Genomic DNA, 22,218 nt, shown 5'->3' with positions numbered 1-22,218 from the left:
GTCCGTGCCGCACCCGCACCGCGCACGGGACGGTGCTGCGCGGCCGGCCGTGCAGCACCGACCACCACCCACCCCACCGACCACACGCTCCGCGGCCCGCGCGCAGATCGCGCGCGGGCGCGCGGGGCCGCACCCGGAACCAGCCGCGTGCCCGCACCACCCGTTCCGACACCCCCGTTCCGACACCCTGCACGAAAGGACCGACGTGTCCGACGGAACCATCATCGAGCTGTCCAGCGGGACCAAGCCGAGCTGCCCCTTCTATCTCGGCGACGGGATCGGGGACCGCCTGCCCGAGTACCTGGGACACTACGACTTCGACGAGTTCTACCTGGTCACCAGCGAGCCGCTGTACGAGCGCTTCGGCCGGGACCTGGCCAACAAGCTCGGCCGGGCCGGCGTCGCGGTCAACCTGATCACCGTGGCCGAGGGCGAGCAGGTCAAGGGCTGGCCTCAGCTGACCGCCCTGTGCGAGCGCCTGGTCGCCGCCGGCGCCACCAAGGACTCGGTCGTCGGGGCCCTCGGCGGCGGCATGATCAGCAACCTCGCCGGGCTGGCGGCCGCCATGGTCTACCGGGGCCTGCGCTTCGTCGAGATCCCGACCACCATGCTCAACCTCACCGACGGCACCCTCAGCAACAAGCAGGCCATCAACGGCGCGCTCGGCAAGAACCAGTTCGGCGTCTACCACGCGCCGATCTTCATCTGGGCCGACGTGGCGATGCTTCGCACCGAGCCGGAGCGCCAGCACCGCAGCGCGCTGGTCGAGGCGCTGAAGAACGGCCTGGTCAACGACGCCGCCTGGTTCGGCAGGCTGGAGGGCCTGCTGGCCGACGGCGTCGGCGGGATCCGGGACGACCTGCTCGGGGTCTGCCACGAGGTGGTCCGCAGCAAGCTGGGCATCCTGGAGCTGGACCCGGGCGAGCGCGGCACCGGCATCATCCTGGAGTACGGCCACACGGTCGGCCACGCCGTGGAGTTCCTCTCCGGCGGCCGGCTGTTGCACGGCGAGGCGGTCGGCATCGGGATGTGTGCCGCGGCCCGGCTGGGCATCCGGCTGGGGGTCACCGACCCGGAGGTGCTGGAGCGCCAGGAGCACGTGCTCGGCACCCTGATGGGCAGCCCGACCTCGGTGCCGGAGGAGTTCACTCCCGAGCGGATCGTCGAGGTCATCCTGAGCGACAACAAGCGCCGGGCCGGCAGCGCGGTGCGGTTCGTGCTGGTGCCCGAGATCGGCCGGGTGCACACCGTCGACGGCGACCACGAGACGCCGGTGCCCGAGCCCCTGCTGAAGAGCGTCCTCGCCGACGCCTGAGCCTCGCGGACGCCCCGTACGCCCGACCGCGTCCGCGCGGACGCCCCGTGCACGCCCCGACCAGCAGACCAGCAGACCAGCCGAACCAGCAGGGCCGGACCGCCCGTTCGGCCCCCGAAGGAGTCATCCCGATGAACACCGCGCATTCCCCGGAGATCGCCGAGACGGTCTACCGGCTCGACGGTCCGCTGCGCTGGGCGCTCGGCGAGGTGCAGGACCTGCTGCGCGCCGTCGGCGCCGCGCCCGGCCAGCAGGTGATCGACGTCGGCGCGGGCACCGGCTACGCGGCCGTCCCGGCCGCCCGGGCGGTAGGGCCGCAGGGCTCGGTGCACTGCGTGGACGGCAGCCCGGAGCTGCTGGACGTGCTCGCCGCCAGGGCCGCCCGGGAGGGGGTGGCCGACCGGGTCACCCGCACCGTGGGCTCCGTGGTGCCGCTGCCCGCCGCCGACGACAGCGCCGACCTGGTCATCTCCACCTACGTCCTGCACGAGCTCGCCGACGACGCGCCGGCCGCCATCGCCGAGATGCACCGGGTGCTGCGCCCCGGCGGGCGGGTGGCGCTGGCCGACTACCGCAAGACCGCCGACAAGGAGCGCAACCGGGAGATCGAGGCCTGGTACGCCCGCCAGCCCGACGGCGCCGGCCCGGAAGAGGTGCACCTGCGCTTCTCCCTGGGCGAGTTGGAGGAGATGCTGCGCGCCGCCGGGTTCCACCGGATCGAGCTGCGGACCTGGCACGACTTCCACGTGCACGCCACCGCCGAGAAGTGACCCATCCGCCGGTGTGAGCCCACCGGACCCGACGGCCGGTCAGCACCGGCCGAGACAAGGAGAACTGCTGTGGTCAAGCTTGCCTACAACGCCAACGGCCTGCGGACGATCTCGGTGGAGCGGGCGATCGAGGCGGTCGCCGACGCCGGCTACGAAGGGATCGAGCTCTCGCTCCACCCGGCGCACCTGGACCCGTTCGCCTTCGGCCCCTCCGAGGCCGCACCGATCCGCAAGGCACTGGAGCGCTCCGGCCTGACCGCCTGCTGCCTGGCCGCCGGCGCGGACAACCTGCTGGGCGAGGAGCGGTTCGAGCCCTCGCTGATCCACCCCACCGCCGAGGGCCGGGCCCGCCGGGTCGACCTGGTGCGGCGGTCGGTCCGGATCGCCGACGAACTCGGCATCCCCTACGTCAACTTCGCCACCGGCAAGCGCAAGGCCGAGGTCTCCGAGGAGCAGGCCCGGCAGTGGCTGGCGGAGGGCATCCGGCAGGTGCTGGACGGCCCGGGCAGCGCGGTGCTGGCGATGGAGCCCGAGCCGGAGTTCTTCCTGGAGACCAACGACGGGGTGGCCCGGCTCGCCGACGAGCTGGCCTCCGACCGCTTCGCGCTCGCCCAGGACCTCGGCCACTGCCGAGTGGTGGAGGAGGACTACCTCGGCTCCGTCGAGCGGAACCTGCCGTACACCCGGATCATCCAGGTCGAGGACATCAAGGGCCGGGTGCACCACCACGAGATCCCCGGGGACGGCGACATCGACTTCGCCGGCTTCTTCGCGGTGCTCGGTCGCGGCGGCTACGACGGGTTCGTCAGCGTCGAGCTGTACAACCACGCCGACCAGTACGAGCACGCGCTGCGCCGCAGCCGCGAGGTGCTGACCGCCGCCGTCGCCGCCGCCGACGGTCTCCGGGGCTGAGGCCGCCGTGCCCGCCGGCCGCGCCCCCGGACCGCCGCCGCCCCCGCCGCCGCTCGCCCCGCGGGCCCTGGACGGGACCGGCCTGACGCCGCTGTTCGACCACCACATCCACAGCGACCTGCGCAACGCCGACGACTACGAGCTGATGGCCGTCAGCGGGGTGCTCACGGCGCTCGCCCCGTGCTCCGCCTCGCTGGAGGCCCGGGACACCGGCAGCGCCTTCGCCGCCCGGTTCGAACGGCTCGCGGTGGCCGAGACCTCGCGCGCCGCCGCGTACGGGATCGACCTGCACGTGGCGCTCGCGGTGCACGCGGCCGACATGGCGGGACTGTCCGGGGCGCTGGCCGGGATCGAGGCGCTGGAGGAGTACCTGGACCACCCGAGGGTCCGGGCGCTGGGCGAGCTGTCGCTGCGCAGCGGCGGCCCGGACGAGGTGGAGGTGCTGGAGCGGCAGCTGAAGCTGGCCTCGGCGCGCGGTGTGCCGGTGCTGGTCGAGTCGCCGCCCGCGCTCGCGCCGTTCCGGGAGATGCTGGCGCCACTGGCGGGCGCGGTGGAGCGGGCCGGCATCGACCCCGCCTCGGTCGCCCTGCTCGACCTCGACGAGCAGCGGATCGACCTGCTCGCCGAGCACCCGGCGCTGCGCGGGCTCGGCGGGTACGGGATCGCGGTCGCCCCGCGCCAGGACGCGCTGTTCCAGATCCGCGAGAAGCAGTCGCACCGCGAGGTGCTGCGGCTGCTCGAACGGTTCGGCCCGGAGCGGCTGATGCTCAACACCGGGCTGCACTTCGGCTCGGCCGACCCGCTGGGTCTGGCCAGGACGGTGCACCGGCTCCGACTCCATGGTGTCCCCGAGCAGATCGTGAGGGCTCTCGCTCATGGCAACGCTGCCCAGTTCTTCGCCGTCCCCCACCGGGTCCCCGCCGCCGGGTGAGCCCGCCGGCGGGCTGCCCGACCGGGGCACCCCCGTCGAGCAGGTGCTGGCCGAGGTCGCCGGGCTCTGTGCGGACGACCACGACTACCGGGACGGCACCGTCTTCAACTCGATCTGCTCGACCCCGCTCCCGGTGGCCGAGCAGGTGTTCGCCGCCCACCAGCAGGCCAACCTCGGCGACAACCGGATCTTCCCGTCGCTGGCCCGCGCCGAGCGCGAGGTGACGGCCATGCTGGCCGACCTGATGGACGGGCCCGGGGCGACCGGCGTGGCCACCTCGGGCGGCACCGAGGCCAACCTGCTGGCGGTACAGGCGGCCGTCCGGCGCCACCGGGCGCGCTTCGGGGCGGACGCGCCGGCCCGGATCCTGCTGGGCGACAGCGCGCACTTCTCCTTCGACAAGATCGCCGCGCTGCTCCCGGTGGAGGTCGTGCGCGTCCCCTCGGACGAGCGGCTGCGGGTCGACCTCGACCGGCTGCTGCCACTGGTCACCCCGGAGACCGCGCTGGTGGTGGCCACCGCCGGCAGCTCCGAGTCGGGTGCCGTGGACGACGTGCCGGCGATCGCGGCGCACGCCGCGCAGCTCGGCGTCCCGGTCCACGTGGACGCCGCCACCGGCGGGTTCCTGGTGCCGTTCGCCCGCGAGCTCGGCGAGCCGCTGCCGCCGATCGGGTTCTCCGTGCCCGGCGTCACCTCCGTCACCCTGGACCCGCACAAGTACGGCGGCGCGCCGATCCCCGCCGGGCACGTGCTGTTCCGCGATGCGGAGGACGGCGCGGCGCTGCGCACCTCCTCGCACTACCGGGGCACCTTCGACCACCAGGCCCTGCTCGGCACCCGGCCGGGCGGCGCGGTGCTGGCCACCTGGGCGGCCCTGCGCGCCCAGGGCCGCAGCGGCTACCGGGCCGCGGTGGCCGGGCTCTGGGAGCGCCGGGCGCTGCTGGTGCGGCTGCTGACCGGGGCCGGCTTCCAGGTCGCCCCCGAGCCCGAGCTCACCGTGGTGACGGTGCGCCACCCGAGCCCGGAGAAGCTGGTGGACGCCCTGGAGGAGCGCGGCCTGATCGCCTCGGTCGCGCGCCGGCTGGGCCTGCTGCGGCTGGTCGTGCACTGGCACCAGAGCGAGCAGCAGCTGCGCTGTCTGGTCGCCGTGCTCACCGAGGTCGACGGAGGCCGGCCGTGAAGGTGCTCTTCGTGTCGATCAACAAGCTCAAGTCCTTCCGGCCGGTACTGCCGATCGGCATGGTCACCATCGCCACCCAGGCCCGGGAGGCCGGGCACCAGGTCGAGACGCTGGACCTGATGTGGGAGGAGGAGGACGAGCCGGTGGTGCGGGCCGCGGTGCAGTCCTTCAAGCCGGACGTGGTGGGGATCTCGATCCGCAACGTCGACTCGCAGAGCATGCTGGAGCCGGTCGTCTACACCCCGCTCGCCCGCGAGGTCGCCGACTGGTCGCGCGACGAACTGCCGGGCGTCACCGTGCTCCTGGGCGGTCCCGGGTTCTCCACCGTGCCGGAGGACCTGATGGACTTCGTCCAGGCCGACTACGGGGTCACCGGCTTCGCCGAGGAGTCGGTCCAGCCGCTGCTGGAGCACCTGGCCCGCGGCGAGGAGCCGTTGGACGTGCCCGGGGTGATCCGCCCGCGGCCGGACGGCGGGTACCACCGGCGCGACCCGGTCTTCCGGATCGACTACCGCAAGGCCGCCCGCCCCGACCCGGCGCTCTACGACCAGCGCTACTTCAGCTACTCGTATGAGACGCACGACCGCAGCCTGAAGGTGCCGGCGACCATCCAGACCAAGAAGGGCTGCGTGCTGGAGTGCGTCTTCTGCAGCAACTTCCTGGTCGACGGGACGGGGGTGAAGTTCGACGAGGTCTCCCGGGTGGCCGACGAGGTGGAGCGGCTGCGCGACGAGGGCCTGGAGGTCCTGGAGATCGTCGACGGGGTGTTCAACCTGCCGCTGAACTACTCGCTGGAGGTGCTGCGCGAGTTCGTCCGGCGCGGCATCGAGATGCCGTGGTCCTGCATGGTCAACCCGGGCAACGTGACCGCCGAGCTGGTCGACCTGATGGCCCGGACCGGCTGCTACTACGTGGAGTTCGGCACCGACTCGGCCTGCGACCGGATCCTGCGCGGCCTGAAGAAGAACTTCCGGCAACGGCAGATCGTCGACTCCCACCGCCGCTTCGTGGAGGCGGGCATCCGGGTCGAGCACTGCCTGTTCATCGGCAGCCCCGGCGACGACCGGGACTCGGTCCGCGAGACCTTCGACGTGATGGAGCAGCTCGTGCCGCCGGCCACGCCCGACGTGCACGCCTTCTGGACCCTCGGACTGCGGGTGTGCCGCGGCACCGCCCTGCACGCCACCGCCGTCGCCGAGGGAATGATCACCGGAACGGAGCGATTCATCGTGCCCAAGTACTACGCGTCCCGCGCGGTCATCGAGGACGACGCGCTCCTGGACGAGATCCAGGCCCGCGTCCTCGCCAACGACAACTGGTACCTGTGGTGGGGCCTCAACTCGATCAGCCTGCGTGACCGCATCACCATGGCGCGGGCCGAGAGCGAGCGGATCGAGGCCGAGCTCAACGACCACCTGCCGCCGCGTCCGGCGCCGCCCGCCGGGGGTGCGCGATGAGCGCCGGACCGGACCTGCGGCTCACCGCCCCCGGGCGGATCACGGTCGACGAGGCCAAGCCGCCGACCGCGCCGCTCGGCCCGGACGAGGTGCTGGTCGAGGTCGACCGGGTCACCCTGTGCGGCAGCGACCAGGCCCTGTACGACGGCACCTACGGCGGACCGAGCAGCTATCCGCTGCGCTTCGGCCACGAGTGGGCCGGCCGGGTGGTCGACACCGGCCCGGGTGGCCGGGACCTGCTCGGCCAGTGGGTCACCGGCGACTGTTCGCGCTGGTGCGGCGACTGCCCGCGGTGCGGCACCGACCGCAACGTCTGCGCCCGGATCGAGAAGTTCGGCCTCACCGTGGACGGCTTCTCCACCCGGCTGCGGACGGTCGACCGCCGCTACCTCTACCCCGACCGGCACGGCCTGGGGCCCGGGTTGCTGGCGCTCTCCGAGTTCTTCGCGGTCGCCGCCCAGGGCCTGCACCGGGTCGCCCCGCGCCCCGACGAGCGGGTCCTGGTGATCGGGGCCGGCGCCCTCGGCCTCGCCTCCTACCTGCTGCTCACCGGCGCCCACGGGACCGGCGACGTCGAGCTGCTGGAGGCGGACCCGGTGAAGGCCGCGGCCGTCACCGAGCTGCTGCCGAGCGCCCGGGTGCGCACCGAGGCCCCCGAGCCGGACGCGGCCGCCCGGTCGGCCGGCGGCTACGCCGCCCTGACCGCCGCCGCCCGCTACGACCTCACGGTGGACTGCTCCAGCGGCGCCGACGGCCTCGCCACCGCGCTGGCCTGCGCCGTGCCGCGCGGCCGGGTGCTCTGCTTCGGGCTGCGGCGCAGCGCGGCGCTGCGCACCGACCTGCTGGTGGCCAACGCCCTGACCCTGGTCGGCTCGATCGGCGGCACCGGCGGCTTCGCCCGGGCGCAGGAGTTCCTGGCCGGGCACCGCGAGGAGGCCGGGCTGCTCGTCACCCACCGGCTGCCGGCCGAACGGGCGGAGGAGGCCTTCGGGCTCGACCCCCGCACCCGGATCAAGACCCAGCTGATGTTTGGAGAGGATGCCCGGTGACCACCGCCGACCGCCCGCCGCACCTGCGCTATCCGGAGATCCGCGAGGCCGCGCTGGCCGACCTGGCGGCGTTCGAGAAGCTCAGCCCGGACCAGGTGCCGGACCACCAGTTCGCGCTGCTGCGCCGCCAGCTGGACCACGCCTTCGCCAACTCGCCCTTCTACCGTGAGAAGTGGGCCGGGGAGCTCGGCTCGGTGCGGCCGACCGACGCCGCCGGGCTGCGGGCGCTGCCGTTCACCACCAAGGCGGAGCTGCGCGGCGCCTACCCGTTCGGCCTGCTCGCGGTGGGACGCGAGGAGCTGATCCGCTACGGCGAGTCCACCGGGACCACCGGCAGCCCGACCTCCTCGATGATCACCTACGAGGACTGGATCCGCGGCAACGTGGCGGTCGAGCAGTCCGTCGGCCACGTGCTCGGCCCCGGCGACCTCGCCTTCATCGCGATCCCGTACGAGCTGGCCTTCGCCTCCTACGACCTGGACCGGGCGCTAGAGCAGGTCGGCGCCGCGGTGGTCCCGGTGGGCACGCTCAGCCTGGTGTGCCCGTTCGAGCGGATGGTCGAGATGATGTGGACCGTCCGGCCGACCGCACTGATCTGCACGCCGAGCCGGGCGCTGCGGCTGTACGACATGCTCAAGGACACCGGCCGCGACCCGGCGGAGATCGGGCTCAGGACCTTCCTGTACGTGGGCGAGACCTGCTCGCCGGCCAAGCTGGAGAAGATCGCCGCGCTCTGGGGCGTGCAGCTGTCCAACGCCTACGGCTCGACCGAGACCAACTCGCTCGGGCTGGTCTGCGAGCGGGGCAGCCTGCACCTGACGGAGGACCGGCACCTGTTCGAGGTGATCGACCCGGAGACCACCGAGCCGGTGCCGGACGGCACCGCCGGGGAGCTGGTCATCACCTCGCTGGCCGGCCGGGCCATGCCGTTGCTGCGCTACCGCAGCGGGGACTTCGTCACCGTCTCCACCGAGCCGTGCGCCTGCGGCAGCCCGCGCCGGGTGCTCGCCCACCACGGGCGGGTCAGCGAGCAGCTGATCGTCGGCGGGCGGCGGATCAACAAGCTGGCGCTGGAGCAGACCGTGCTCTCCACCGAGGGCGCGGGTCTGTACTGGGCGGCCGGCCCGGCCGGGGACCGGGTGGAGATCCGGGTCGAGGCCGACGGCGGCGAACCGGAGGCGCTCTGCGCGGCCGTCGCCGAGCGGGTCACCGCGGAGTTCGGGGTGCCGGCGCACGTCGCCCCGATCGACCGGGCCCAGGTCCGGCGGGCGATGGACCGGATGCTCAAGCCCGGCAGTCTCACCATCGAGGACCTGGAGGCGGTTTCGTGACGCTCGGTCTGCGCCCCGGCAATCCGGCGGAGCCCCGGCACAACGACCCCGGCACGATCGCCGTCGTCGGCCTAGGCCGGCTCGGCGCGGTGCTGGCCGACCGGCTCGCCGAGCGCTTCCCGGTGCTGCTCAACGACAGCGACCCCGCGGTCGCCCGGCGGGTGGCCGCCGCCCTCTCGCTGCCCGACATGGACCAGCGCGAGATCCTGTCGGCCGCCGACACCGTGCTGATCTGCGTGCCGCCGCAGGAGACCGAGACCGCGCTGCGCCGGCTCGCCGCGCTGGCCGAGGAGATCGGCCGCCGGCCGCTGTTCGTCAACCTGGCGACCAGTGTGCCGACCGACCGGCTGCCGGAGCTGAACGTCGAGGTGGTCGGGCTCAAGCCGGTCTGCCAGTTCACCGCCGTGGCACTCGGTCTCAAGACCGTCCTGGTGACCTCCGCGCCGCGCCGGATCGGGCTGCTGCGGACCCTGGCGGCCGACCTCGGCGAGGTGGTGCTGGGGCCGGAGAAGGTCGTCGGCCCCGCCAACCGGGCCGCCACCAAGGTCGCCCTCAAGGCCTGCGCCGAGCTGGCCGCCGAGCTGGCCGGACGCGGGCTGCCCACCGACATCGTGCGGGCCGCGATCCGCAACGTCCTGGTCGGGACGGCGCTGGACTACCCGCCTTCGGACGCCAACCCCTACACCCGCTCGGTCCTGGACGAGATCGCCGCCGAGGCGAAGGCCACCGCGGCGGCACCGGCCGGCGCCGTCCCCCCGGAGGCGCTCGCCTGGGCCGCCTGGGCCGAGCGGCCCGTCTCCCCGGGAGGAGTCGCATGAGCACCACCGACCCGGAGCCGCTGTACGGCGGCGCGCACTGCGAGACCGCCTCGCTGCGCAAGCAGCTGGCCGCGCACGGCCTGCCGGTCAGCGAGGCGATGCTGTTCGGCCTGGCCGGCGGCATCAGCTTCATGCACCTGCCGCCGCCGCCCGGCGGACGCGGCTTCACCGGCGGCCGCAACGGCCCGTTCCCGGAGTTCACCCGGCGGATGGCCGCCGGCGTGGGCCTGGACGTGGACGTCGCGGTCGACGACGACCCGGACCGGGCCTGGGCGGAGCTGCGGGACGAGCTCGACCAGGGCCGTCCGGCCGTGGTCTACGTGGACCTCTTCCACCTGCCGTACTTCCAGGCCACCCGGCACTTCGGCGCCCACGCGATCGTGGTGCTCGGCCACGACCCGCAGGCCGGCACCGTCACGGTCTCGGACCGGCCCGCGCGGCCGCAGACCCTGACCACGGCGGAGCTGGCCACCGCCCGGGCCTCGGCCCACCAGCCGTTCCCGCCGCGGCACGCGCTGCTGCGGGCCGACTGGAAGTCGGCCCGGCAGCCCACCGAGGAGGACGTCCGCCAGGGCATCCGGTACTCCTGCCGGGCGATGCTGCACCCGCCGGTGCCCACCTTCGGCCTGCGCGGCCTCGACTCCTACGGGGCCGGGCTGCAGCACCTGCTGCGCAGCGACGCCCCCGCGCTCTCCGTGGTCGAGGAACTGGCCGGCGCCTTCGTCGACTTCGAGCTGGCCGGCACCGGCGGGAACGCCTTCCGCAACCTCTTCCGGGAGTTCCTGGCCGAGGCGGCGCAGCTCACCGGCGACCACCGGCTGGCCGACGCGGCTCTGCTCTGTTCCGACAGCGCCGGGCAGTGGGCGCGGGTGATCGCGCTGCTGCTGCCCGACTGGACCGACGACTTCGCCGAGCTCGGCGCGGCCTACCGGGCGCGGGAGGCGGAGCTGCTGGACGGCGGCGCCGCCGCCCTCGCCCGGGCCGCCCTGCTCGGCGAGCGGCTGCCCCGGCTGCGGGCCGCCGCGGCGGACGGGCTCGGCCCGGTCCGCGAACGCCTCGCCGGGGAGCTGCGGGAGGCCCTGCGGGCCGTCGCCGAGACCGAGCGGGAGCTGTACGCCCTGCTGAGGGAGGTGTGAGCAGCGTGTCCACCGGCCTGCTGCCGGACGTGCGGACGCCGACCCGCCATCGGCTCGCCGACGAGGCGGACCGGATCGCGTACGACCGGTACGTGGCCGCCCGCAACCAGTACAAGGAGGAGTTCCTCGACCTGCTGGAGGCCGCCTGCGCGAACGGCGGCCCGGTGCTGGAGGTCGGACCCGGCTACGGCGGGTTCGCCGCCCTCCTGCTGGCCCGCCGCCCGGTGGACCTGCGGGTGCTGTGCACCGACCCGAACGCCGTCGCCCCGCTGCGCGAGCGGCTCGGCGAGGCGGTGCCGGTCGGCCACTGGCGGCCCGGCGACCCGCTGCCGGACGGACTGGCCGGCAGGTTCGCGCTGGCCTACAGCGTCCACGCACTCGGCGAGTGCACCGAACCCGCCGACCTGCTCGGGGAATTCGCCCGGGCCCTGGCCCCCGGCGGCCGGCTGCTGGTCAACGACCTGCGCCGGGACCCCGACCCGTTCATCCTCGAGTACACCCTGCGCGAGATGGCCGCCGACGACTCGCCCGACGGCCAGTACCGCTTGCGCACCTACCTGGACTCCCTCCGCGGCGCCTGGACCTGCGCCGAGCTGCGCGCACGGCTCGACGCCGCGGAGATGGCCGCCTGGGTGGTCGACCCGGACGGCCCGATGGCACTCACCGTCGAGCACCACCGCGCCCCCTGACGACCGGAGAGGCAGATGACCCAAGAAGCGATCACCCGGAACTTCCTCGACACCCCGAGCTTCTGGCGGGACTACCCGGAGCGGGACATCGAGTTCGTCCGCTGGTACCCCTGCGACGTCAAGCCCCTGACGGCGGAGCAGATCTACGCCACGCGGGAGAAGTTCCCCAAGACCACGTCGTTCTACGTGCACATCCCGTTCTGCAACCAGGTCTGCACCAGCTGCCCGTACAACAAGTTCTCCACCCGCAACACCCTGGTGCAGCGCTACATCCAGGCGCTGAAGAACGAGATCGACCTGTACTCGCAGCTGCCGCACGTCCGGGACACCGTGTTCACCTCCGGCTACTTCGGGGGCGGCACGCCGACCACGCTGCGCGCCGAGGAGCTGGACGACCTGCTCGGCTTCATGAAGCAGCGGCTCAACTTCAGCCCGGACTGCTCGATCACCATCGAGTCCACCCCGGTCGACGTCGACCAGCAGAAGCTGGACGTGCTGCTCAAGCACGGCGTCAACCGGATGAGCCTGGGCGTGCAGACCTTCCACGACCCGCTGCTGCGCTACCTCGGCCGGGCCCGCGCACACACCGGCGAGTCGGCCACCAAGACGATCGAGCTGATCGACCGCAGCGGCCTGGAGAACCTCTGCATCGACTACATGATCGGGATCCCCGGCCAGACCGCCGACCTCTGGGCGCAGGACATCCGCACCCTGATGGACCTGCCGGTGACGTCGTTCTCGGTCTACAACTACGCGGTCATGCCGGGCTCGGAGGTGTTCTTCGCGCTGCAGAGCGGCGCCACCCCGCCGTGCCCGAGCACCCGCGAGGCCGACGAGATGTACCAGTACCTGCACACCACGCTGATGGACGCGGGCTACCTGGCGCTGACCTACAACGACTTCATCGAGCCGATGCGGCCCGAGTGGGAGGCGGCCGGCGTCAAGACCTACCCGGTGCTGAAGGACGGCAGCAAGCCGTACCGCGGCCTGGAGACGGACACCTTCTACCTGACCGACCACCTGTCCCAGATCTGGGGCCGGTGCGGGGACATGGTGGCCATCGGCTCCGGGGCCTACGGGTACCTGAACAACCACATGTACCTCAACGAGCCGGACATCGAGGGGTACATCAGCCGCTGCAACGAGGGCCGGCTCCCGGTCGTCATGGGCGCCTACACCGACGAGCACGAGCAGCGCTGCCGCAGCCTCGTCCTCGGCCTGAAGCTGCTGCGGGTCAAGCGCTCGGTCTACCGCGAGCGGCACGGCGTCGACCCGTACGAGTACTTCAAGGACAAGGTCGACGACCTGGTCGCCAAGGGACTCCTGGAGGTCGACGACGAGGCCATCCAGGTGACCTACCCGAAGGGCTGGTACTACATCGACAACATCTCCAAGAGCTTCTACTCGGACGCCAACTACCGGCTCCCGCAGCCGACCTCGGCGAGCACCGAGATCCTGAAGTGGCAGATCGACCGCACCGACGGCCGGAAGGGACTCCCCATTGTCCAGCTCTGAGACCACCCGCCGGGCCCGCCGGGGCCGGATCTTCGACCTCGCCGAGCGCACCCCGCAGGGCGACCCGTTCGAGGACACCGAGGAGTGCCGCGCGTACGACCGGAGCGTACGCACCTCCATGATCATCCCGATGCAGCACATGATGAAGCTGATCGGGCCGGACTGCGGTCCGGACAAGGAGGTGCTGGAGATCGGCTGCGCCAGCGGTCTGCTGTCGCTGCGCCTGGCCGCCCAGCACCCCGACTCCACCTTCACCGGGCTGGACAGCAACGACGCCTTCCTGGAGGTGGCCCGGGAGAACACCATCTTCGCCAACCTGGTCTCCTACGGCGGCGACTTCGCCTGCGACTGGGCCCGGTACACCCGGCTGCCGTTCGAGGACGACAGCTTCGACGTGGTGTTCAGCTTCTGCGCGATCAACCGGTGGGACAAGCCGGCCCGCATCCTGCCCGAGCTGAACCGGGTCTGCCGCCCCGGCGGCACCGTGCTGCTGTACGACCTGGCGCGTGACGCCGACGAGGGCATGGTCTCCTTCGTCCTGCAGTACGCGGGCGGCGACGCCAACCAGTTCATGCGCTCGCTGCGGGCCTCCTACTCCACCGACGAGATGCGCGAGCTGCTGGACCAGCTCGGCCTCGACGGCTGGAGCGTCAGCAAGGAGGGCATCAACCTGGTGGTCTCCTCCAAGCCCCGGGACACCGGTTACACGGTCGGCGAGCCCGGCATCTACGAGCGGATCTTCGACTGACGGTCCGCCGGCCACCGGCCGGGCGCGGTACCCGCCCCGTGCGGGCACCGCGCCCGGCCCGCCGCCCCGACCGCACCCGACACCGGAAGGAGCACGACCATGCCCACCGCAGACCTTCGCCGGTACCGGGTCGGCGTCGTCCAGCTGTCCGTCGCCACCAACCGCCGGGCGGAGAACCTGGAGCGGGCCGAGAAGCTGGTGCGCGCCGCGGCCGACGACGACTGCCGGCTCGTCGTCCTGCCCGAGGTGTTCGCCACCGCGCTGAACCTGCCGAAGAGCCACGAGATCGCCGAGCCGGTGCCCGGACCGCTCACCGAGTGGCTGGCCGGTCTGGCCCGCGAACTCGGCATCTGGATCGCCGCCGGCGTGCTGGAGCGCTCCGGCGGGCACGTGCACAGCACCGCCGTGCTGCTGGACGACACCGGGGAACTGGCCGGCACCGCGCGGCGCACCATGGTGTACGACCTGGAGGCGCACTTCATCACCGGCGTCACCGGCGCCCGCGTCCTCGACACCCCGCTCGGCCGGATCGGCTTCGCGCTCGGCTACGACGTGCAGTTCCCCGAGGTGCTGCGCGGCCTGTTCGCGGACTCGGCGGAGATCATCGTCGCGCCTTCGGTGCTGCTGCGGCCGTTCGCCGAACCGGTGCGCCAGATGCTGCTCGCCCGGGCGGCGGAGAACTGCGCGTACGTGCTGTTCGCCAGCGCCACCGGCGAGAACACCCTCGCCGGCCTCACCTACATGGGCCGCAGCGCGATCCTCCGCAGCCCGCTGGCGATCGGCGCCTACTCGCGGGACTTCCGCAAGCAGCAGCCGGTGCTCGCCGAGGCGGACCGCGAGGAGGTGCTGCTCACCGCCGACCTGGACCTGCACGAGCTGCGCCGGATGCGTGCGGCCGCGCCGTTCGCCGCCGACTTCCGCCGCTCGCCGCTGGGCCTGGCGCTGACGGCCGCCACCCACCCGGACGGGCCGCTGCCCGACTGGGCCGCGGCGGCCGGGCGGGACCCGCAGGACGCGTCGGCCCCGGAGAACACCCCGGACACCCCGGACACCCCGTAAGCCCCGGATGGAGCCTGACCGATGACCGACCGCACGCTCGCCACCAGCCGGCCCCGGGTCGCGCTGATCCAGACCCTCTGGGACCACGACCCCGAGGTCAACCTGGCCCGCACGCTCGCACTCCTGGACACCGTCCAGGACGTCGAGCTGATCATCCTGCCGGAGTTCTTCCTCGGCCCGCCGTTCTACTTCCCCGGCCGCGCCCACCTGAAGGGCGTCATCGACCAGCCGGTGCCGGGCCCGGTCTTCGACCGGCTCGGCGAGGTGGCCCGGGCCAAGGGCTGCTACCTGCTCTGCGGCACGGTCGTCGAACGCGAGGGCGACCGCTACTACAACACCTCGGTGCTGCTGGACGACCAGGGCCGGATCGCCGCCAAGGCCCGCAAGACCCACCGCTTCGCCGCCGAGATGGTCACCGTCTCGCCCAGCGACGAACTCGTCATCGTGGACACGCCGTTCGGACGGCTGGGCATCTGCGTCTGCTCCGACTTCTGGATCCCCGAGGTGCCGCGGACGCTCGCCATGCGCGGCGCCGAGATCATCGCGGTGCCCGGCGCGGCGCTGCGCGGCAACATCCAGATCACCCGGCCGTGCATCCAGGCCAACTCCTCCTTCAACGTCTGCTACACCCTGCTGGCCAGCGCCGTCGGCGAGGTCACCGGCGAACGGGCCGGCCGGCAGGTGTCCATCTCGGTGGCCGGCCACAGCACCGTCGCCGCCCCCGAGCAGCTGGTCGGCTCGCTGGACGAGGAGGAGGGCGTGCTGATCGCCGAGCTCGACCTCGACCGGGTGCGCGAACTGCGCGAGGTCGACCTCTCGTTCCGCAAGAGCCTCTACTTCTGCCTGCACGGCCGCCGCCCCGAGCTCTACCAGGACCTGCTGAAGCCCTACGCCGGCCACCAGGACCTGGAGACCCTGATCACGGACTACCTGACCGCCCGACGGAGCTGATTCGCCATGGCACCCAGCCTGTTGTTCCCCGCCTCCGAGTACCTGCCGACCGGGACCGACCGCGAGCCCGCGCTCAAGGAGGTCCTCGACTGGGCCGACCGGGCGGCCGCGACCACCACCGACGACGCGCTGCTCTCCTTCTTCGGCCAGCCGCTGGACGCCCGTACCCTCCGGCTGACCGGACTGCACCACGTGGCCGTCTACCTGGGCGACTACCGGCGCGAGGAGGACTTCGAGGCCTGGCTGGAGACCGTCCGGGAGCACCCGGGCCTCAGCCGCGTCTCCTCCGGCCCCTCGCACATCGCCCCGCGGGTGCACGGCACGCCCGGCCACTGGATCAACCTGACCACCGGGCGCGGCACCGAGGTCGAGTTCTTCACCTGCCGCGCCTACGGCGAGTGGGCCGGCCTGCCGGCCGACCGCAAGCGCTCGCTGATGTCCCACCTGGGGCTGAGCGTCGACACCGCGGACCAGGTCCGCCGGGTCCTCGACTACCTGGCCGGCTTCGACAGCGTCGAGCTGCTGGCGTACGCGCCGGAGGACGAGCTCGGCCACACCTACGGCCACCTGCTGCGCACCGACACCGAGCGGGTCCTGGAGCTGGTCCACGCCGGACGGAGTCACGCATGAGCGGGTTTCCGGTACCGGCTCGGCTGCCGGACAACGTGCCCGGACGGTTCTTCGTCAACGCCGAGTGCACCGACTGCGACACCTGCCGGTGCATCGCCCCCGACTCCTTCGTCCGCAACGACCAGGCCGGCTACACCTACGTGGCCCGCCAGCCGGTCGACGAGGACGAGGAGGAGCTGGTGTACGAGGCGATGGACTGCTGCCCGGCGGACGCCATCTGCGAGGAGGACGCGTGAGCGCCGCCGCGCCGCCCCGGATCCTCGGCCTGGGCGGCTCGATGCGCCCCGGCTCGACCAGCCAGCTGCTGCTGCGCCGCGCCGTCTCCCTGCTGGAGGCGGACGGCTGCCGGACGTCCCTGCTGGACCTGCGCGAGCTGGACCTGCCGTTCTGCAACGGCGACAAGCAGGACCCGTGGCCGAGCCGCCCGGACGTCAAGCTGCTGCGGGAGGAGTTCCGCGCCGCCGACGGCGTCATCCTGGCCGGCCCGGAGTACCACGGGACCATCGGCGGGGCCCTGAAGAACGCGCTCGACCTGCTGGACTTCGAGCACGTCGAGGGGAAGGTGTTCGGCGCCATCTGCGCGCTCGGCGGCCGCAGCAACTCCAACGCGCTCAACCACCTGCGCCTGGTGGTCCGCTGGTACCGGGCCTGGATGGTGCCCGAGCAGGTGGCCGTCCCGCAGGCCCGGAGCGCCGTGCCGGGCGGCGAGCCGGCCGATCCCGAGCTCGGGGCCCGGGTGGACGAGCTCGCCCGGAGCGTGGCCAGGGCGGCGGCGCTGCTGCGTCCGCGCACCGACGGGCCGGGAGCGGAGCCGCTCGGTCCGGAATCCGCCGTGAACGTGTCCAGGACAGTCAAACGCGGCGACTGACCCGTTGGTAGCGTCACCCCTGTGAATAGGCCGCAGACATTGGGCGGGCAATTCCAGGGGACCGGAGAATGGTTCCCGGTGCTCCCCCGACCACTTCTCGTGATCAGCCTCAGACATCCGGCGAACGGAGCCCCGCGGGAGGCGACCTGGCTTCGCCTCACCGCATTCCTCTTCAACCGCGGGATTTCCGACGACCGCACCGTCGGCATCGAAATCCTGTACGACGACCCGGAGTACACGGCGCCCGACCGCCGGCGTTTCGACGCCTGCCTGTCGGTGCCCCGGGACCGGGTCGCCGGGCTGTCCCTGCTCGATCCGCGCCGGGACAGCCTGGGCATCCGTGTGCTGCCCGTCCTGAGCGAGCGGCTGATGCTCTGGCAGGGCGGTTCGGCCCAGGCCGAACCGCCCGTCCGCCACCGCCACGTCACCCCGGCCGCCGGCCTCGAACTGCGCGCCGGCTGGCCGCGCTACGAGGTCTACCGGGGCTCGCCGGTGCTGACGCCCGGGCGCCCCGAGGTGATCGGCTGGTACGCCACCGCGACCCCCTCGGCCACCGCCCTCGGCGGCGGCATGGGCGGCCCTGGCGGCGGCCACCTCTCCCCGCGCACGCCGGCCGGCGTGCCCCGCCGACCGCACAGTGCGGTCCGGCGCGCCTCCGGAAGGGGTCTACGACCATGACCACCACGACCACCCTGGACTGGGACCGGGCCTACAAGGCCGGGGACCACCACCAGTACTGGGAGCTCAGCGCCCCCTCTCCCGACCTGGTCGGATTCCTCGCCGCCACCCCGCCCGCCCCCGGCGCCCGCGCCCTCGACCTCGGCTGCGGAACCGGCTGGGACACCGTCGCGCTGGCCCGCGCCGGCTACCGCACCACCGGTGTGGACATCAGCGCCGAGGCGGTCGCGCTGGCCGGCGAGCGGGTCGCCGGGCTCGGCCTGGAGGTCGAGCTCCGGATCGGTGACGTCCGCGAACTCGACCTTCCCGACGAGGAGTTCGACCTCCTGGTGGACCGCGGCTGCTTCCACCACCTCGGCCCGGAGGACCGCGACCGCTACGCGGCCGAGGTGGCCCGGCTGCTCCACCCGGGCGGCCTGCTGTACCTGCGCGGCAGCCGCCAGGAGATGTTCCCGTTCAAGCCGGTGGACGCGCCGTCGATCGAGCGTCACTTCCCGGCCGACCGGTTCAGCAGCGGCCCGCTGCTGCCGTTCCAGCTCCACACCGACGTGCTCAAGGTCGACGCCAACGCGGTGCTCCTGCGGCGCGCCGACTGACCCCTCCCGTCCATTCGCGGCCCCGCCGCCGCGACCGCTCCGTGCCGGCCCCTGCCGAGCCGGCGGACATTCCGCGCTTCCCCATTCCCGAAGCCCGGTGCCCGCATTCCGGCCGACGGCTTCCGGCGCTCCAAGAAATGAGCCACCTATGCCCGACCGGCAGACCCGGGACAAAAGTCCCTGGCTGATTCTCGGCGTGCTCAGCATGGGCTTCTTCATGACGCTGCTCGATATGACGATCGTCAATATCGCGCTGCCCCATGTGATGTCCGGCCTGCACGCGTCCCTCGACGAGGGCCTGTGGGTATTCAGCGCCTACATCCTCGGCTACGCCACCCTGCTCATCGTCGCCGGCCGCCTCGGCGACCTCTTCGGGCCCCGCCGGGTCTACCTCTACGGCCTCGCGTTGTTCGTGACGGCCTCCTGCCTGTGCGGGGTGGCGCCCAACGCCGGCGTCCTGATCGGCGCCCGCTTCGCCCAGGGCGTCGGCGGCGCGATGCTCGCCCCGCAGATCCTCCCGATCGTCACCATGGTCTTCCCGCCGTCCAAGTGGGGTGCGGCCTTCGGCTTCACCGGCGCGCTCTCCGGGCTCGCGGTGCTGACCGGCCCGACGCTGGGCGGGGTCATCGTGAGCTACCTGGACTGGCGCTGGATCTTCTACCTCAACCTGCCGATCGGCCTCGCCACCGCCTACCTGGTGCTGAAGCACGTCCACGACTACCGGCCCGGCAAGCGGCAACCGCTCGCCCTGGTGCCGACCGCCCTGCTCATCCTCGGCCTCAGCGCGCTGGCCTTCGGGCTGATCGAGGGCGAGCGGCTGGACTGGGACACCACCGCCTGGGCCTCGATCGCCACCGGCCTGCTGATCCTGGTCTACTTCGGCTTCGACCAGCGGCGGCACCAGCGCTCCGGCCCGCTGCTCCCCTTCGACCTGCTGAAGCTGCGCAACTTCGCCTCGGCCAACATCGTCGCCGCCGTCATGGGCTTCTCGATGCTCGGGGCCTTCCTGCCGATCTCGCTCTACCTGCAGACCGTGCTCGGGATGACCCCGCTGCGGGCCGGCTTCACCATCGCGGTGATGCCGCTCACCTCGGCGCTGGTCGCCGGCATCGGCGGCAAGCTCTCCGACCGCGGCTCGGGCAAGGCGGTCATCCTGACCGGGCTGGCCTGCTTCACCGCCGGCCTCGGCTCGTTCATCCTGGTCACCGGCACGGACACCGGCACCCTCGACCTGATCGGCCCGTTCCTGCTGGCCGGCCTCGGGATGGGCCTGGTCTTCTCCCCGCTGTTCAGCGTCGGGATGCGGCAGGTCCCGCCGCCGCAGGCCGGGGTGGCGTCCGGACTGGTCAACACCTCGCAGGAGATCGGCGGCCTGCTGGCCAGCGCGGCGATCGGCGCCGTCCTCTCGATGCGGCTCTCCAGCGGGCTGCGCAGCTGGGTGAACGAGCAGGCCGAGGCGCTGCCCGCGGAGGCGCGGGAGGGCTTCAAGCAGGCCTTCGCGCCGCTCACCGACGGCGCCGTGAAGATCGGCAGCGGCGGCCCGCCGCCCCCCGTGGCCGGTGCCGATCCGGCGCAGGCCGCCAAGGTGCAGGACGCCTTCGCGGACGCCTTCACCGGCGCCATGCACAGCGGGCTCCTGCTGCCCGTGGGCCTGCTGGCCCTCGGCTGGGTGACCGCGCTGCTGCTGATCCGCGACACGCCCGCACCGACCTTCGGGCCGCCGAAGCCTCCGCCCGCCAGGACCACGGGCAGCGCCCCGGCGGCCGAGAAGCCGGCACCGGCCAAGCAGCCCGAGAGCGCCGGGAAGGCCGAGACGGCCGGACCGGCCGGACCGGCCCAGCAGCCCGGAACGGCCTGACGGGCCGCCCACCGGCGGCACCACGCCGCCCCCGGAACCCACCTCCGCACCTGTAGTCACCAGAACCAAGGAGTCATCCGATGTCCCAGTCCCCCGTGGTGCTGTCCACCCACATGATGGCGACGTACATGGTCAAGCCCGGCTGCGCCGAGCAGGCCCGTGACATCATCGCCAAGCACTGGCCCACCCTGAAGGCCCACGGGCTGGTCACCGACGAGCCCGCGACCGTGTACCACAGCGAGAGTGAGCACGGCCCGGTGTTCTTCGAGATCGTCACCTGGGTGGACGAGAACGCGGTCAGCCGCGCCTTCAACACACCCGAGGTGAACGCGATCTGGCAGGAGATGGCCGCCATCACCGAGGCCCGCGAGGGCCGGCCGCCGGTCGACTACCCGATCGTCCACCGGATGGGCTACCACCAGGACGAGCCCGACCTCCCGGAGGAGGACGCCTACACCGGGCTCGCCCACTACCTGGTCCGCCCGGACAAGGTCGCCGAGTTCCACGAGCTGATGGCCCGCGACTGGCCGACCCTGCGGGACGAGAAGCTCACCACCGGCGACCGCGCGATCGTCTACTTCGGCGAGGACGCCACCGGCCCGTTCTTCCTGGAGATCGTCCGCTGGTACGACCAGCAGGGCCCCAGCATCGCCTACCGCAACGACAAGGTCAGCGCGATCTGGCAGGACGTCTTCCGCTACACCGAGGGCCGCAGCGGCCGCCCGGCCTCCGAGTACCTGTGGGCGGGCGAGCTCAGGTTCCCCTACCACGACGCCAGCTGACCCGGCCGAAGAGCAGGAGCGACGGTTACGTCCGAAGCCAATTGACGTAGCGTCAGAGAGACAGAACCACCCGCGTCCGGACGGGTCGGGCCCCGCGCCCGGCCCGTCCGGCCCCGTCCGACCCGGAGTACCATCGGTGACCCGCAAGCCCCCGCAGTCCCTCGAAGCCCCGCCCGCCCCCGTGCTCGCCGACCGGCTCCGGTCCGAGCTGGAGGACAGCGCCGTGCCCGGCCGGGCCGAAGGTGAGAAGGCCTATCTGAAGAGCGAGTTGGAGCACCTCGGGGTGCCCCTGCCCGCCATGCGCACCCTGGTGCGGAACTTCGTCCGCCGCCATCCCGGCCTCGACCGCGAGACCCTGCTGGAACTCACCGAGGAGCTCTGGGCCCCGCCCGTCCACGAGTCCCGCTCCTGTGCCGCCCTCCTCCTGGAGAACCGCGCCGACCTGCTCGTCCGCGAGGACGTCGTCTACCTGGAGCAGTTGCTGCGCGAGTGCGGAACGTGGGCGCACGTCGACCTCATCGCCCCGAAGGGCGCCGGCGCCCTGCTGCTGCGGCTCCCCGAGACGGGCGAGGACTTCCTGCGCTGGAGCCGGGACGAGCACCAGTGGGTGCGGCGCGGCGGAATCCTCTCCTACCTGCTGGCCCTGCGCGACCCGGGCGAGTTCCCGCACTACTTCCAGGACTTCGGCGAGCTCGCCGACCCGCTGCTGACCGACACCCGGTTCTTCGTGCGCAAGGCGCTCGGCTGGGCGCTGCGCGAGGGCGCCAAGCACCACCCGGAGGAGGTGGCCGGGTGGCTGCGCGAACGGCTGCCACGGGTCTCCGGGCTCACCCTGCGCGAGGCGATCCGGCCGGTCGACGACGAGACCTGCCGCGCACTGCTGGCGGACCACGCCTTCCACACCGGGCGGCGCCCGCGCGGCTGACCGGCCCCGCCCTCCCGCTC

General features: G+C 72.9%; 23 protein-coding genes. All 23 read left to right on the top strand.

Going from position 1 to position 22,218, the window contains the following annotated elements:
- Positions 1-205 precede the first annotated feature (205 nt).
- The 23 genes from ACF9IK_RS31575 (at position 206) to ACF9IK_RS31465 (ending at position 22,198) form a co-directional block, all read left to right on the top strand.
- Positions 206-1,315, top strand: coding sequence for a 2-deoxy-scyllo-inosose synthase (locus ACF9IK_RS31575; protein WP_395297480.1), 1,110 nt, complete (start codon positions 206-208; stop codon positions 1,313-1,315).
- A 131-nt stretch (positions 1,316-1,446) separates the two neighbouring features.
- Positions 1,447-2,085: a class I SAM-dependent methyltransferase gene (locus tag ACF9IK_RS31570; protein WP_395297479.1), complete on the top strand. Its 639-nt coding sequence runs from the start codon at positions 1,447-1,449 to the stop codon at positions 2,083-2,085.
- Between the two features lie 69 nt (positions 2,086-2,154).
- Positions 2,155-2,997: a sugar phosphate isomerase/epimerase family protein gene (locus ACF9IK_RS31565; protein ID WP_395297478.1), complete on the top strand. Its 843-nt coding sequence runs from the start codon at positions 2,155-2,157 to the stop codon at positions 2,995-2,997.
- Between the two features lie 7 nt (positions 2,998-3,004).
- Positions 3,005-3,928: a deoxyribonuclease gene (locus ACF9IK_RS31560; protein WP_395297477.1), complete on the top strand. Its 924-nt coding sequence runs from the start codon at positions 3,005-3,007 to the stop codon at positions 3,926-3,928.
- Positions 3,873-5,108 (top strand): tyrosine decarboxylase MfnA, encoded by a 1,236-nt coding sequence (gene mfnA, locus ACF9IK_RS31555; protein WP_395297476.1) that lies wholly within the window; start codon positions 3,873-3,875, stop codon positions 5,106-5,108. Before ACF9IK_RS31560 ends, mfnA begins: the two co-directional genes overlap by 56 nt.
- Positions 5,105-6,565 carry a B12-binding domain-containing radical SAM protein gene (locus ACF9IK_RS31550; RefSeq protein WP_395297475.1) on the top strand — a complete coding sequence of 487 codons (1,461 nt, stop codon included), beginning with the start codon at positions 5,105-5,107 and terminating at the stop codon, positions 6,563-6,565. The genes mfnA and ACF9IK_RS31550 overlap by 4 nt, the downstream gene beginning before the upstream one ends.
- Positions 6,562-7,614, top strand: coding sequence for a zinc-dependent alcohol dehydrogenase (locus ACF9IK_RS31545; RefSeq protein WP_395297474.1), 1,053 nt, complete (start codon positions 6,562-6,564; stop codon positions 7,612-7,614). Before ACF9IK_RS31550 ends, ACF9IK_RS31545 begins: the two co-directional genes overlap by 4 nt.
- Entirely contained in the window at positions 7,611-8,945 is a 1,335-nt protein-coding gene (locus tag ACF9IK_RS31540) for a phenylacetate--CoA ligase family protein (protein WP_395297473.1), read from the top strand. The genes ACF9IK_RS31545 and ACF9IK_RS31540 overlap by 4 nt, the downstream gene beginning before the upstream one ends.
- Positions 8,942-9,763, top strand: coding sequence for an NAD(P)-binding domain-containing protein (locus ACF9IK_RS31535; protein ID WP_395297472.1), 822 nt, complete (start codon positions 8,942-8,944; stop codon positions 9,761-9,763). The genes ACF9IK_RS31540 and ACF9IK_RS31535 overlap by 4 nt, the downstream gene beginning before the upstream one ends.
- Positions 9,760-10,899 (top strand): BtrH N-terminal domain-containing protein, encoded by a 1,140-nt coding sequence (locus tag ACF9IK_RS31530; RefSeq protein ID WP_395297471.1) that lies wholly within the window; start codon positions 9,760-9,762, stop codon positions 10,897-10,899. Before ACF9IK_RS31535 ends, ACF9IK_RS31530 begins: the two co-directional genes overlap by 4 nt.
- The gene (locus ACF9IK_RS31525; RefSeq protein WP_395297470.1) at positions 10,896-11,588 is read left to right on the top strand and encodes a class I SAM-dependent methyltransferase; all 693 of its coding nucleotides are present in this window, start codon (positions 10,896-10,898) and stop codon (positions 11,586-11,588) included. Before ACF9IK_RS31530 ends, ACF9IK_RS31525 begins: the two co-directional genes overlap by 4 nt.
- A 15-nt stretch (positions 11,589-11,603) precedes the next feature.
- The gene (locus ACF9IK_RS31520; RefSeq protein WP_395297469.1) at positions 11,604-13,103 is read left to right on the top strand and encodes a coproporphyrinogen-III oxidase family protein; all 1,500 of its coding nucleotides are present in this window, start codon (positions 11,604-11,606) and stop codon (positions 13,101-13,103) included.
- Positions 13,090-13,851 (top strand): class I SAM-dependent methyltransferase, encoded by a 762-nt coding sequence (locus ACF9IK_RS31515; RefSeq protein ID WP_395297468.1) that lies wholly within the window; start codon positions 13,090-13,092, stop codon positions 13,849-13,851. Before ACF9IK_RS31520 ends, ACF9IK_RS31515 begins: the two co-directional genes overlap by 14 nt.
- A gap of 99 nt (positions 13,852-13,950) precedes the next feature.
- The gene (locus ACF9IK_RS31510) at positions 13,951-14,910 is read left to right on the top strand and encodes a carbon-nitrogen hydrolase family protein (RefSeq protein ID WP_395297467.1); all 960 of its coding nucleotides are present in this window, start codon (positions 13,951-13,953) and stop codon (positions 14,908-14,910) included.
- Between the two features lie 21 nt (positions 14,911-14,931).
- On the top strand, positions 14,932-15,861 hold the full coding sequence (locus ACF9IK_RS31505) for a carbon-nitrogen hydrolase family protein (protein ID WP_395297466.1): 930 nt from the start codon (positions 14,932-14,934) through the stop codon (positions 15,859-15,861).
- Positions 15,862-15,867: 6 nt separating this feature from the next.
- Positions 15,868-16,491 carry a hypothetical protein gene (locus ACF9IK_RS31500; protein WP_395297465.1) on the top strand — a complete coding sequence of 208 codons (624 nt, stop codon included), beginning with the start codon at positions 15,868-15,870 and terminating at the stop codon, positions 16,489-16,491.
- Positions 16,488-16,727: a ferredoxin gene (locus tag ACF9IK_RS31495; protein ID WP_238862021.1), complete on the top strand. Its 240-nt coding sequence runs from the start codon at positions 16,488-16,490 to the stop codon at positions 16,725-16,727. The genes ACF9IK_RS31500 and ACF9IK_RS31495 overlap by 4 nt, the downstream gene beginning before the upstream one ends.
- The gene (locus ACF9IK_RS31490) at positions 16,724-17,359 is read left to right on the top strand and encodes an NADPH-dependent FMN reductase (RefSeq protein ID WP_395297464.1); all 636 of its coding nucleotides are present in this window, start codon (positions 16,724-16,726) and stop codon (positions 17,357-17,359) included. Before ACF9IK_RS31495 ends, ACF9IK_RS31490 begins: the two co-directional genes overlap by 4 nt.
- Before the next feature lie 99 nt (positions 17,360-17,458).
- A complete protein-coding gene (locus tag ACF9IK_RS31485; RefSeq protein ID WP_395297463.1) occupies positions 17,459-18,037 on the top strand; it encodes a hypothetical protein in 579 nt (192 codons plus the stop codon).
- Entirely contained in the window at positions 18,034-18,633 is a 600-nt protein-coding gene (locus ACF9IK_RS31480; RefSeq protein ID WP_395297462.1) for a class I SAM-dependent methyltransferase, read from the top strand. Before ACF9IK_RS31485 ends, ACF9IK_RS31480 begins: the two co-directional genes overlap by 4 nt.
- 148 nt (positions 18,634-18,781) lie before the next feature.
- A complete protein-coding gene (locus ACF9IK_RS31475; protein WP_395297461.1) occupies positions 18,782-20,491 on the top strand; it encodes an MFS transporter in 1,710 nt (569 codons plus the stop codon).
- An 80-nt stretch (positions 20,492-20,571) separates the two neighbouring features.
- On the top strand, positions 20,572-21,273 hold the full coding sequence (locus ACF9IK_RS31470; protein ID WP_395297460.1) for a hypothetical protein: 702 nt from the start codon (positions 20,572-20,574) through the stop codon (positions 21,271-21,273).
- 136 nt (positions 21,274-21,409) lie between these two features.
- Positions 21,410-22,198, top strand: a complete 789-nt coding sequence (locus ACF9IK_RS31465) for a DNA alkylation repair protein (protein WP_395297459.1) — start codon at positions 21,410-21,412, stop codon at positions 22,196-22,198.
- Positions 22,199-22,218: the final 20 nt, after the last annotated feature.

The sequence above is a fragment of the Kitasatospora hibisci genome, assembly GCF_043950205.1.
In the GTDB taxonomy this organism is placed as follows: domain Bacteria; phylum Actinomycetota; class Actinomycetes; order Streptomycetales; family Streptomycetaceae; genus Kitasatospora; species Kitasatospora hibisci.
The sequence above is the reverse complement of the archived record's forward strand: the minus strand, read 5'-3'. Positions and strand labels throughout refer to the sequence as shown.